Origin of the sequence: Streptococcus australis (assembly GCF_040226615.1) — a bacterium.
Classification (GTDB): Bacteria; Bacillota; Bacilli; order Lactobacillales; family Streptococcaceae; genus Streptococcus; species Streptococcus australis_E.
Genome location: NZ_JBCOAT010000001.1, coordinates 318,535 through 331,470 on the forward strand (window position 1 = coordinate 318,535; position 12,936 = coordinate 331,470).

At 42.2% G+C, this 12,936-nt stretch carries 12 protein-coding genes; 1 reads left to right on the plus strand and 11 read right to left on the minus strand.

From position 1 onward, the window contains the following. Positions 1-2: 2 nt before the first annotated feature. The 4 genes from ABT997_RS01570 to ABT997_RS01585 form a co-directional block, all read right to left on the minus strand. Positions 3-569 carry an aminodeoxychorismate/anthranilate synthase component II gene (locus tag ABT997_RS01570; protein WP_195213756.1) on the minus strand — a complete coding sequence of 189 codons (567 nt, stop codon included), beginning with the start codon at positions 567-569 and terminating at the stop codon, positions 3-5. Beyond that, entirely contained in the window at positions 566-1,921 is a 1,356-nt protein-coding gene (gene trpE, locus ABT997_RS01575; protein WP_350018572.1) for an anthranilate synthase component I, read from the minus strand. The genes ABT997_RS01570 and trpE overlap by 4 nt, the downstream gene beginning before the upstream one ends. Before the next feature lie 490 nt (positions 1,922-2,411). After that, positions 2,412-3,449, minus strand: a complete 1,038-nt coding sequence (locus ABT997_RS01580; RefSeq protein WP_350018573.1) for a M42 family metallopeptidase — start codon at positions 3,447-3,449, stop codon at positions 2,412-2,414. A 184-nt stretch (positions 3,450-3,633) separates the two neighbouring features. Further along, entirely contained in the window at positions 3,634-4,242 is a 609-nt protein-coding gene (locus tag ABT997_RS01585; RefSeq protein WP_350018574.1) for a hypothetical protein, read from the minus strand. Positions 4,243-4,479: 237 nt separating this feature from the next. Between ABT997_RS01585 and ABT997_RS01590 the strand changes: the two genes are divergently transcribed. Then, positions 4,480-5,175 carry a VIT1/CCC1 transporter family protein gene (locus tag ABT997_RS01590; protein ID WP_350018575.1) on the plus strand — a complete coding sequence of 232 codons (696 nt, stop codon included), beginning with the start codon at positions 4,480-4,482 and terminating at the stop codon, positions 5,173-5,175. A 475-nt stretch (positions 5,176-5,650) separates the two neighbouring features. Here ABT997_RS01590 and ABT997_RS01595 read toward each other — a convergent pair whose 3' ends face one another. The 7 genes from ABT997_RS01595 to ABT997_RS01625 form a co-directional block, all read right to left on the minus strand. Continuing rightward, a complete protein-coding gene (locus ABT997_RS01595) occupies positions 5,651-6,190 on the minus strand; it encodes an NADPH-dependent FMN reductase (protein ID WP_350018576.1) in 540 nt (179 codons plus the stop codon). A 147-nt stretch (positions 6,191-6,337) separates the two neighbouring features. After that, positions 6,338-7,189, minus strand: a complete 852-nt coding sequence (locus ABT997_RS01600; RefSeq protein WP_350018577.1) for a VOC family protein — start codon at positions 7,187-7,189, stop codon at positions 6,338-6,340. Positions 7,190-7,337: 148 nt separating this feature from the next. After that, complete coding sequence (locus tag ABT997_RS01605; protein ID WP_048789177.1) at positions 7,338-8,939, minus strand: type I restriction-modification system subunit M; 1,602 nt, start codon at positions 8,937-8,939, stop codon at positions 7,338-7,340. Between the two features lie 21 nt (positions 8,940-8,960). Beyond that, positions 8,961-9,254: a helix-turn-helix domain-containing protein gene (locus tag ABT997_RS01610; protein ID WP_048789178.1), complete on the minus strand. Its 294-nt coding sequence runs from the start codon at positions 9,252-9,254 to the stop codon at positions 8,961-8,963. Next, the gene (locus ABT997_RS01615; RefSeq protein WP_048789179.1) at positions 9,244-9,609 is read right to left on the minus strand and encodes a type II toxin-antitoxin system RelE/ParE family toxin; all 366 of its coding nucleotides are present in this window, start codon (positions 9,607-9,609) and stop codon (positions 9,244-9,246) included. Before ABT997_RS01615 ends, ABT997_RS01610 begins: the two co-directional genes overlap by 11 nt. Before the next feature lie 233 nt (positions 9,610-9,842). Next, on the minus strand, positions 9,843-11,693 hold the full coding sequence (locus ABT997_RS01620; protein WP_048789180.1) for an AAA family ATPase: 1,851 nt from the start codon (positions 11,691-11,693) through the stop codon (positions 9,843-9,845). Positions 11,694-11,703: 10 nt separating this feature from the next. Beyond that, positions 11,704-12,936 carry a restriction endonuclease subunit S gene (locus ABT997_RS01625; RefSeq protein WP_065426868.1) on the minus strand — a complete coding sequence of 411 codons (1,233 nt, stop codon included), beginning with the start codon at positions 12,934-12,936 and terminating at the stop codon, positions 11,704-11,706.

A 12,936-nucleotide genomic window follows, 5' to 3' on the forward strand; every position in this document is an offset into this window, starting at 1 on the left:
GTCTAGTCTAGGACCAGCTTCACAAAATTTTCAATCATTTTTAGACCATCTGGACTACCGATACTCTCAGGATGATACTGAAGTCCGTAGATGGGCAGGCTCTTGTGTTGGATAGCCATGATTTCTTGGTCGTCCGTGGTAATAGCCGTTACCTCAAATTCTTCTGGCATTTGGTCAACGACGATAGAATGGTAACGCATGATGGGCACATCATTCTTAATATCCTCGAAAATAGGAGATGGTGATTCAAAGGTAATCTGGCTTTGTTTGCCATGCATGACATTCTTAGCCAGGCGCAACTTGCCACCAAAGGTCTCCGCCAGGGCTTGGTGACCTAAGCAAATCCCCAACATGGGCTTTTTACCTGCAAAGTCCTTGATCATGGCTTCCATTTGACCAGCATCTGCTGGCCAGCCTGGCCCCGGGGAGAAGACGAGGGCATCTGCCACTTCCGCCTGCTCATACAAGCGCTCATCATCATTTCGCAAGACTTCGACCTCTGTAAAAGTTCCCAAGTATTGGGCCAAATTATAGGTGAAGGAATCGTAATTATCCACTAATAAAATCATTGAACATCTCCTATTCTTGTCATTGATTTTGCCTTGTTAATCGTTTCGTAAAATTCATTCTCCGGAATACTGTCGTAGACAATCCCTGCTCCTGCTTGGACATAGGCCTTTTGATTCTTGAGGATCATGGTCCGGATGGCAATGGCGAAGTCCATATCTCCTGTCGCTGAGAGGTAGCCGATAGCCCCTGCATAGACGCCACGTTTTTCCTGTTCCAATTCATAGATCCGACGCATGGCCCGAATCTTAGGAGCCCCAGAGACTGTCCCAGCTGGCAAGGTGGATTTGAGTGCATCGAGAGCTGTTAAGTGAGGCAGGAGTTGCCCCTTGACCACACTGGTCAGGTGCATGACATAGCGGAAATACTCCACTTCCATATACTTGGTCACTTCGACCGTCCCATTTTGGGCGATTCTCCCGATATCATTGCGTCCCAGATCCACCAGCATGCGGTGTTCAGCTGTCTCCTTGATATCGTGGAGGAGTTCATGAGCCAGAGCTTGGTCCTCTTCTTCCGTCGCTCCACGAGGTCGAGTTCCGGCGATCGGATTAGTCGTCACCTCTCCCTTCTTCACCGATACCAGGCTTTCCGGACTGGCTCCAATGATCTGGTAGTCTCCAAAGTCATAGAAATAAAGATAGTTGGATGGGTTGGTCACACGCAAATTTCGGTAATAATCCAAGGGATCTCCCTCGAAGTCTGCTGAGAAGCGTTGACTAAGGACACACTGGAACATATCGCCTTCGCGGATCAGCTTCTTGGCCTGATCCACCATCTCCATAAAAACTTCCTTCTCAATGTGGTTGCTGAACTGCAGAGCCTGCAAGGCCTGAGGGGTGAACTCATTGGGCGCTTGAGTTTGCAGATCGATCACCACTTGCCCCAGTGATTGACGGACCGCATCATTGTTCCGACCAGAGTAGATATTGTCCTCCACCACATAGACTTTTTCCTTCTTGTGGTCAAAAATCACATAGGACTCGTAGATGAAGAAATGCATGTCTGGTGTCCCGATCGTATCCTGAGGAATCCGTCCAATCTCTTCGAAAACCCCGATCATATCATAGCCTGCAAAACCGATAGCTCCACCGGCAAAAGGAAGATCAGATGTCAGTCCCTTGACCGTTACCTGATGGAGATAGTCAAAAGGATCTTGCTTCAGCACCTTGCCATTCTCATACAGGATCCCATCCTGATAGACCACCTCAAACACTGGATTATGGGCCACGATAGAAAAGCGGGCGTTCTCCTTCTCACGCGGGATCGACTCAAGGATGACCTTATGGTCACCTTGGACACGCATGTAGGCTAGAATGGGGGTTAAGGTATCAGCTGGTAAAATTTTTTTCATAGGAATTCCTTTCTTTTCCTAGGGACGAAGCGATGCAAGTCCTGATCCAATCACATCCAATACTCTTTAAAGTTAACAACTAGACCAACTTCAAAAGAATACAAAAAACCTCACAGAGTAACACTCTGTGAGGGCATTAAATCGGGTTTAACACGGTACCACCTCAGTTAATGGTCAAAAGGGTAGAAAGCGACCATTATCTCTATCTCCTCTAACAAGGAGTCGCACGATAAGGGGTGCCTACCGAGAAGAATATGTGTTATCTTCTCCTACTCTAAACAATCAGCCCAATGTTCACTAACTCCGACTACCTGCTCACAATACCCGCAGGCTCCCTGAAAATCTTAGACTAGTTACTTTCTGATTTACTTCATATTTTACTACATTTTTTAGGCTTGTCAAGAATTTTTTGACAGTTTATCCTAAAAAATCTGCCTAGACACCTTGTCCAGGCAGATTCCATCCGATTTTTTAAATTTGAAAATGACCCCTATTTCACCAAGTCACTCTTGAGATAGGCATCGACCATGCGCTCTGTCGCCACCACAGAATCCACATGGGTCCGTTCATAGGAATGGCTAGACTCGATCCCTGCTCCGAGAAGACCATGCTTGACTTCTGCTCCTGCACTCATGGCTGCGGAGGCATCGGATCCATAGAAAGGATAGATGTCCAGTTTGTAAGGGATATTTTGCTCCTTGGCCAAGGCCACCAAGTGTTGGCGGAAACCATAGTGGTAAGGACCTGAAGCATCTTTGACACAGATAGATACCGTGTACTCGTCTGTCTGCTGGTCATCTCCCATCGCCCCCATGTCCACTGCCAAGTATTCAACAGCTTGAGCTGGGATACTAGAGTTAGCCCCATGTCCCACTTCTTCAAAGACAGAAAAGGCAAAGTGAGTCGTTACTGGAAGTGTCACTCCTTCTTCTTTGTAGATGCGGAGGAGGTTGAGCAAGATAGCGGCGCTGACCTTGTCGTCCAAGTGACGAGACTTGATAAAGCCTGTATCCGTGACAATAGTCCGAGCATCAAAGCTGATAAAGTCTCCCACTTCGATCCCCAAGTCACGCGTTTCTTTTTCATTGGTCACTTTTTCATCCAAGCGCACTTCCATATTGTCCTGGGTCCGCTCCACAGTTCCCGCATCCTTGTAGACATGGCAAGAGGTTTGGTGGACAAGGATAGTACCCGAATGTGTCTTTCCTGTATTGGCCACATGGACGGTACAGTTTTCCCCTTCGATCATGTTCCAAGGGAAGCCCCCGATGCGATCCAGCTTGAGACGGCCATCTGGTTTGACTGCTCTCACGATCGCTCCCAAGGTATCCACATGGGCCGTGATGTAGCGGTGTTGTTCGTCTTTTTCACCCTTGAGAATGACTGTCACGCCTCCCTTAGCTGTCCGAACAGGACTGTATCCCATGTCTGTCAAAGTCTTGACCAAGTATGCTGCTACTTCTTCCGTATAGCCCGTCGGTGATGCGATGGCTGTGAGTTCTTTTAGATATTCGACTGTTTGATTCATGAATTTCTCCTTCAATAATCTGCTAGTATGATTATAGCACGACTGCCTTTAAAAGACTAGCAAAGCAAGACAGCAAAAAAGAGTCAGCAGATGGAAATTGCAATCTGCTGACTCTTTTCTTACTTTCGATCTTGATCCAATCTATAGCTGCAGAAACTAAGTTCCCACAGAGAAGATAGGAACATTAGCTACTCAAACCTCCAACAAACTTATAAGCAGTTACCAAAGCATTTGTCATGGTATCACGGGTTGCTTTGAAGGCCTCAATAAAGGCTGCACGGTGTTCTTCTGGGAAAAGCGTTGTATCATCTCCAAATTGAGCAAGGGTTTCATTCACAGAAGCCAACTCTTCATCCATCTTTTTGATACCAGGTTCCAAAGTCTTGAAGTAAGATTCTTGTTCAGATTTTGGTAACTTTTCTCCCAATTCATTGGCATGCTTCTTATAATTTTCAGCTAGTTTTGCATAAAGTCCCTTGATTTCACCGATCGTTTTAGCATTTTCAATTTCTTGATCTGTTACCAAAACAACTTCTGGAGCGGTTGCTTGAGCGCCAGAGTCTGATGAAGACTGGCTGGAAGAGCTACTTGTATCATCCGTCAACTCAAATTTCTTTGAAGAAAATGATTTCTTCTTAGAAGAGGATGTTTTCTTAGAGGAAGAAGATTTCTTTTCCACCTTGCTAGAAGATTTCTCTGAAGAAGCCTCTGGTTTTGCAGTTTGATTTCCCGAACATGCGACCAAGGTCAAGACTGAAAGCAAAGTGATTCCACTTGCGACTAATTTTTTCATGGTTCTCTCCTATAAATAATTTTGCTTTTGTAAATTATATCTAAAATTATTTCTATTGTCAAAGTGTTATAATATCTTAGCTCCTTCTGCTGGCGGTCTATTTAACAAGATGAGATAGAACTTTCACCAACCATGGCCCTTTCTTAAATTGTCGGACTTTTATCATTTGGACCAAAAGACTTGCAAAATTATATAAGATTAATTATAATCATTCTAAATAAGTTTTAGGAGACGAGTATGACTGAAACCAAACATGGTCTTGATGCTTCATTCAACGACCGCTTAAATATTTTACGGGCAGGAGTCCTTGGAGCAAACGATGGAATCATCTCAATTGCTGGAGTTGTTATCGGAGTTGCCAGTGCGACCAGTAACCTCTGGATCATCTTTCTCTCTGGTCTCTCTGCAATTCTGGCTGGTGCCTTCTCTATGGCCGGGGGTGAATACGTGTCTGTATCGACCCAAAAGGATACAGAAGAAGCTGCCGTTAGCCGAGAACAAGCCCTTCTGGATCGCGATCCAAAAGTTGCACGCGACTCTCTCTATGCAGCCTATATTCAAAATGGGGAATGCGAAACCGCTGCTCAAATCATGACCGAGCGGGCCTTTCTCAAACACCCTCTCAAGGCCTTGGTCGAAGAAAAGTATGGCCTGGAGTTTGAAGAGTTTACCAATCCATGGCATGCGGCCATCTCTAGCTTTATTGCCTTTGTCCTCGGATCACTTCCTCCTATGCTGTCCATCCTCCTCTTTCCCAAGGAAATCCGCATTCCAGCAACAGTCTTCATCGTAGCCCTCTCCCTTCTCTTTACCGGCTACACCAGTGCTAAGTTAGGAAAAGCACCAACCAAGCAAGCCATGATCCGTAACTTGGTCATCGGACTACTGACTATGGGTGTTACCTATCTCTTTGGACAATTGTTTAGTATTTAAAAAAAGCTGAGACAAGAGTCTCAGCTCAACTTGAAGATTTAATCCTCTAAAAACTTTCCTTAGGTGAGTACGGAGGTTAGGTGAAATTATCCAGTGGATGATTTCAGCAATCAAGGAAGTTCCATGACTTAGTTTTGGACCCAAGGTTCCAAAACTCCCGAGTGTCTGAAACAATTACGTTTCAGGCTCTTTTCTCACGACGGAAAGTATTTGATCTTCAATGACTAAAATTATAGCCATTATTTGAAAGAATCATCTAGATAGTCTATGCAAAAAGTAGTTTGCCCACATTCTAAGAAGCTGGGACAAAAGTCCTAGCCTCTCAATTGTCTTTGGATTGTCGAGCAAGACGCAGTGGTTGAGTGGGCTCTACTACGCTGATTTCATCAGCTTTTACAGCCCTACTCAACTGTGCGGAGGTGGGACGACGAAATCGAATTCTAACGAATGACCGATTTCGTCCCACTCTCTTTTCTTATGCTTCCAATAAGACTTGGGCTTGTTTTTCCAATCCTACGATGGCTTCGTCTGTTAAGACCAATTCACCTGTTGCCCAGGCTTCTGGGTTTACGGTCGTTCCTGTGAAGTCTCCCACTACTTGGGTACGAACGAATGGTAAGAGGGCTTGGTAAGCCGCAAACATTGGTTCGTGTCCTGCGTTAGCGACTGAAGAGACTGTTACGATCTTGTCTTGGAGAGCAGATGGGCCACGAGTTTCTGATAGGTCAAGCGCACGGCTGAGCCAGTCGATCAAGTTTTTTACCACACCTGGAATGGCAAAGTTATAAACTGGTGAGAAAATCCAGATGGCATCTGCAGCAAGGACCGCATCACGCGCTGCTTGCACTGCTGGCAAAGTCGGTGTTTCCAAATCTTGGTTCATCATAGGGATGTCTTTGTAGTCCAAGTAAGTCACAGTTGCTTTTCCTTCAAGAAGGCTTTCTGCTTTCTGAGCCATTTGGTGGTTGAAAGATCCTTGACGAAGGGATCCGACGATAAATAAAATGTTTTTCATAGCTGTTTCTTCTTTCTGTTGTAAGTTTATTTATTACAAAAACTATTATACAAGGACTAGATGTACTGTCAAGAATTACAACTTGAAATATCACTAATTTTTACTATTTAGTTTTTTTCTATCAAAAAGCCTAATTTATCAGGCTTTCTAATCCTTTCTGACTCGAGTCACGATCCCATCCGGATCTGTAAACGCGAGCTCACTTGAGGTCAGCCAGGTGACAGCTGCCTCCTGCTCTTTTGCTCTCTCGGCGATGGCAACCAAGTCTTCTTTCTTTTCTACGTGGACGACGTAATAGGCAAGGCCAGGAAGCTGGTTTTCGCGTTTAGCCAAGTGATTGCCACCCCACTCATTGACTGCCAGGTGATGGTGATAGTCCCCAGAGGCAATCCAGCTGGCAGATGAAACAGTAAACTTATCCGATAACTCCAGTACCTTTTGGTAAAAGACAGACGCTGCTTGGCTATCTCTCACAGAGAGGTGAATATGCCCCATGCGGGTAGCGGATGCTATCTGGAAGGGCTCCACCTTGCGCCCCATCTTATAGATCTCTTGCGTAGAAAGATCCTCCGTCACCCCGATGATACGGCCATCCTCACGGATATCCCACTCCGCCACTGGCTTATCCCGGTAGAGCTCAATGCCATTGCCCTCTGGATCTTCGAGATAGAGAGCTTCACTGTAGCCATGGTCCGCAGCCCCCACAAAGGGAACCTTCAGCTCAGCCATATGCTTGAAGACATCAGCTAGATCCTCCCGACTAGGTAGAAGAATGGCCATGTGGTAGAGACCATAACTTGCTTTAACGGCTTCGGTCCGATCCGTTTGGATGAGATGCACCAAGGGCTTGCCTCCAGCCCCAAGAAGAACTTCCTCCTCCGACTGAGACAGAATCTCTAAGCCCAACATTTGAGTATAAAAAGCGGTCTGGCGCGCCAGGTCTTTCACATTGAGCGCAGCTTCTGCCAAGTTAATCTTGCTATTGTAGGCGTAGGTCATGGGAGTCTCCTTTTGGGTTTTGTTTTGTTGTAATGTTTTATATTACATCATTATACACTCTTTTTTAAAAGAAGCAAATAAAATAACTTGACAGAAAACCCTCCTTAGAAAACTAAGGAGGGTGTTGTCTGTTAAATATTATTAAGACTTACCCCTTAAACTCTTGAACAAATTTCTTGAGTTCGGCATCGGCTTCAGGTGTCGTCCCATGAAGCTGGCTAAGCATGTCTAAAAGAGATGCTGTCTGGGTTTCAATAGTGGCGTTGGTTTGGTTGATCTTAGCCACGATATCTGTCAGTGGCTCTACTTCTTCTTCCTCAAAGGTATCCACATAGCGTGGGATATTGAGATTATAGTCATTCTCGACGATCTCCTCAAAGCTAGCCAGATGAGCGAACTTATCTATATCCTCTCTACTCTTATAGGCCTGGAGGATCTTCTCGATATGGGCATCCGTCATGATATTCTGGTTCTTGCCCTTGTCAAATTCCTTAGAGGCATCGATAAAGTAAACGTCCCGATTGGTCCGGTTCTTTTTGAGAATGATGACCGTCGTTGGGATGCTGGTATTGAAGAAGATATTGGCAGGTAGACCGATCACGGTATCAATGGCCCCTTCTTCCAGCAAGGCCTTGCGAATGGTTCCTTCAGCATTGCCACGGAAAAGAACTCCGTGAGGGAGGACGATGGCCATAACACCATTGTCTTGTTTCAAGTGATAGTAACCATGCAAGAGAAAGGCGAAGTCTGCCTTGGACTGAGGCGCCAGCTTGCCAAATGGGGAGAAGCGAGGATCTTGGAGAAAGCCAGAGCTTGCGGACCACTTAGCTGAGTATGGAGGGTTCATAAGAACCCCATCAAAGTTGGTCGGTTCTTGGGTCGGCCAGTCTTCGTCCAGCGTATCGGCATTGTGCAAGAACTGGTTTTCCACCGGGACCCCGTGTAGGATCATGTTCATCCGAGCCAGGTTATAGGTAGAGGTATTGAGCTCCTGACCAAAGTATTGGACAGTTTGAGGCTGGTGAGAAAATTTCTTGGCATTGAGCAAGAGCGATCCTGATCCCATGGTGGCATCGTAGATGGTAAAGCCCTGCACGTCTTCACGCCCTAAAAAGGCAATCTGGGTCATGAGCTTGGCTACAGGCTGGGGCGTATAGAACTCTCCAGCTTTCTTACCCGAGTCGGTCGCAAACTGACCAATCAAGTACTCATAAGCATCTCCAAGCATATCACCCGCATGACCTGCCACGTCCAGCACTGCCAATTCTTTCATAACGGCAGCCACTAGCTGGTTTTGCTTTTGAGGAGTGGCACCTAGCTTTTTGGAGTAGAGATCAATGTCCTCAAAGAGATTCTCATAGAGGTCATCACTTTGCTCGATGTCTCGGAAGCCCTGAGCCAGATCTTCCAGTTGGAAGGTCCCTTCATTGACCCGGTCCACCAAGGCCGTAAAGGTCAAGTCTGGCTTGATGACATAGTTGAGCTCATCGGTGATGACGGAGATCAGCTCCTCTTGAGAGTCGGGATCCTCATAGTAGGACCGGTAAAGCGCCAAGGCTTCATCCAAGTCCTCTGTCTCCTCCAACATAGTCTCCGCCACGAAGAAGAGCAACTTATCTGAGAGGTACTTGTAAAAGATCATCCCCAAGAGATAAGACTTATAGTCATTGGCATCCATCTTAGAGCGGAGCACATCCGCTGAGTTCCACAGGGCTTGGTAGAGCGACTGGGAGGTTTGTGTTGTTTCCATAGTAATTCTTTCTGATTTCTTTTAAACCTTTTCTTGTTCCAGTGGGACGACAGCGAGGGTCTTGCCCAGACTGGCTAAGACTTTCAAGACCGTGTCCAATTGAGGACTGGTCTTGCCTGTCTCCATCCGAGCGATAACCGGTTGACTGACCCCGCTGAGTTCTTCTAGTTTCTTTTGGCTAATGCCCTTTTCACGCCGAGCCTCGATCAGCTCTGTCATAATCGCGACCCGGAGATCACTTTCCAGGATTTCTTCCTTGGTGAAGAGCTCTGCTCTCACATCTTTCCAATTGCTGCCGATGGCACTATTCTTCATCTCTCAGCCCTCTTTCCTTCAAATCTTGCAACTCCCGCTTGGCTTTCTCGATCTCTCTTCTGGGTGTCTTTTGCGTCTTTTTGACAAAATGATGCAGTAAGACAAAGCTCCCATCCAGCCAAGCCACGAATAAAATCCGATCCCGTAAGGGTCTCAACTCCCAGATCTCCGCATCCAGATGCTTGATGTAGGGTTGGCCAGCACGTGTCCCCTGCTGGCTCAAAAGCTCGATATAGTCGTTGAGCTTGTTTAGTTTGATCCGGCTGTCCTTGCTATCGTGACGAGCTAGCTCCCTCATGTAGTCCAAGACCGGTTGATTCCCCTGTTTGTCTTTATAAAAATAAATAGCGTGCACAAAGCAACCTCTTTTCGAATTTATTATAACTCTAAAGTTATTAAATGTAAATACTTTTAAGTTATTAAATACTAAGGAGCACCCTTTGAAAGGATCAAAGGGGCTTACTTATACTATTCGAAAAAGGCTGTGCTTATAGATGCTGATAAAGGGAACTTTTGAAGGTTAGATAAACATATCTTGTAAGAGTTTCTTTAGTATTAAAGCTGGAGAATAATACAAATAAATCACGTTTATTTATGACTTAGTAGAGTTACAAGTTCACTAAAATATTTAGTTCTCAATATATTTTGCAACTCTGAATCTGTTGCAATCTTACTTAATGCCTTATTTTTAAAATCGCGAGTGACTACTGTATTTCCTAGTTGATTGGTTATTTCTTTTTTTAGGTTACAAATCTTTAAAATTGATGAGAAATCTGAAGCATCTAAGCTATCCTCAACAATTTTAGTTATATTTCCTAGTTTTGAAGTTAAATCGAATTCTGTTGATAAACCCTCTAAAAATATTTCAGCATCATCCCTTGTTGGTTCATTATTATTTATCAAATTACCTTCCATAAATTCATCAAGTTTCTTTTTCAAAGCGATACTTATTATCTTGTCTTTATTTTTCACACAATAACTTTTAATAGCTTTTTGGAATTCATTTAATTTTTCTTCTTTATCCTGTTCATCAGAGCTAAGAATAGACTTCACTATTGATTCATCAACTAAAAGCATCTCTATCTCATTAAAAGTGAGCACAAAAACATTTTTTTGTTTATAGTTCTCAATACGTGTTTCTTCCATCCAATCATTATCAATTATGCCATAAGCTATATTCCCATGCAAATATTGTAATTTATTATAGGCTCTTGTGTATTGGATAACTTGCTTATGGCCTTGAACTGGTTTTACAAAACACCATTCACTAAATAATTTAGAATAAATCTGATAGTCTATGCTAGTTTTAGTTCCTTCACAAAATAGAATTGGCTTCTTTGTACCAGATACTTCAGTTAATAAGGATAAAGGCATTTCTTGTGTACCTTCCAAAATCTGATACTCCAAATCATAAGGTGCTTCAAATTTCTTACACCATATGTAACTTGCATTTGTTCTAGATTGGACAAAGTCCATATTATGTGAAGCAAAAATAAATTGACAATCAGACCGCTGAGATATGAGCAAATCCCACAATTCATTATAGACAGCAGCATTTAAGAAAGTCTCAGGTTCATCAACAATAATATAACTATTTTCAGGAGCAAGAAGTACATTTCCTATATAAAACAGTATACAACGTTCACCATCACTTAGACCATTTATACTATATCTAGAGCCATTTTTTTCAACTTCAACAACTCTATTATCGGGTTCTAGTATAAATTTTATTTCGGGTGATATTGAATTCCAAACCTGCTCTACTCTATCCCATAAAGCTATAGATAACCCTTCCATCCCTCTAGATTTATAAGTCGCTATCTTAGCATAGTTCTTTATCAAAAATGTTATTAATTTAGTGAAAGTATTTGAAAAATCCTTATCAATTTGGATAGGTTGTAAATCAATTGTGTCATATTTAAGATCGACTTCTTTTAAATCTTGGATATATCTTTCTCTAGTAATTCCATTACGATCATGGATATTTGAAACAAAATATAACAATTTTTGGGCTGGTAAGACATACATTTCATTACTATTATTCTTTCTTAATTCATTAATAAGACTTGATTTTCCTGCCCCGTTCGCTCCTATAATAACAGTAGTAGAATCTATTTTAGAAATGAAAGAGAAAAGCTTAATTATTTTAATATTCTCTAGAATTTGAGGAAGCATAGTATCATACAGATAAATATTGCCACCAAAACAATTGTACATGCTTTCTAACAAATTATCACGTAATGTTTTAAACTTTACTGTTACATTATTAGATAAAACTTCATCATCTAACTCTTTACTTATTAAATCAATAAGTGTTAATAAATAATTTTCTACTCTAGTATATAATTCATTTTCATAATCGGCTATTTGACTCTTATCTTGAAACCTTTCCTTTTCTGATTCTATTTTTTCAATTAAATCTTTTTTAGAACTATACATAACTCCCCCCTTAAACAAACATATCCTGCAAGAGTTTCTTTTTGAGAGTTTCTAGCTGAGAAATTTTTTCTTGGTAAGTAATGATGAGGTTATCGAGATTAGAGAAATAGCTCCCAATGGCTTGTTGTTCTTTAAGTGTTGGTACTGCAAGCTTATAAGTAATAAGGTTTTTATAGTACAACCGAACGCGTGTACCACCCAATTTTTGCATAGTTGAAAATCTTAAAAATAACCTAGAGTTATTCAAATGATAAAGTAGGAAATCGATATCAGAGCTATCATTACTAATAAATACAGGATATTCTTTAGAAACCAGAACATCAGTTTCAAAATTATTCTTATTAAACTTAAAAATAGAATCATCTGACATATGACGATAAGTGACATAGCCCATTGGAACTCTATGAAAATCAAGTGTCAAATCTATTCCAGTTCTCCCACCTTCAAAATAATCATTCTGTAAATAAAGACCTTTTCTAGAAGATGTTGCAATAGGAAAACCTGATTCACCTGATATTATCTCGTCATAATTTTCTATCAATGTTCCTAAGCTAACTACTTCCCACTCCCCTTCAAATCCATCCAAACGAATCTCAGGAACAGTCTGTCCAGCTTTAGGAAACATCTTGGAAAGCATGGTCTCTTTGAGAGATTGATAATTGGCAAGATTGTCCTTGTAGCTAGCCAGGAGGTCGTCTAGAGTGAGGAAGAAGGAACCGATGGCGGATTCTTCTTCTAATGATGCAGGTACACAAACCTTGAGATTTGACAAAGATTTTTGACTAACTCCTTTTGCAGTTCCTCCACTTGACAAAGAAGTTAATTCATTAAATATTTTTGGGCTTCGTAATAAAGTGGCTAAAAAATCTTCTATAATTAAATCATGTTTAACTTCAAAGGCAATCGTACGTTGACTTAGAATATATAAATCATCATTAGGAATCTGTGCAACATTTCCCATTGGTGCTTCAGTAGTAAAGACAACTTGCCCTTTATGAAGATGATTATCCCCCATCCATCGATCATACAATTCTTGATCTCCATAATTTGCATCAGCATTAAAATCAATATACCCATTTTTTACATTTAATGCTGATAAAGCTAGATAACCTGTATCACTCCAACTTAAACCTAATTTTTTAGGTGTTCTACCCCTGTAATCTATTATTTTTTCTATATTAGATAATAAAGGTCTTTTAATCCAACTCTTCTTTTCCTCACTAAAAATAATTTTAGGTTTCAT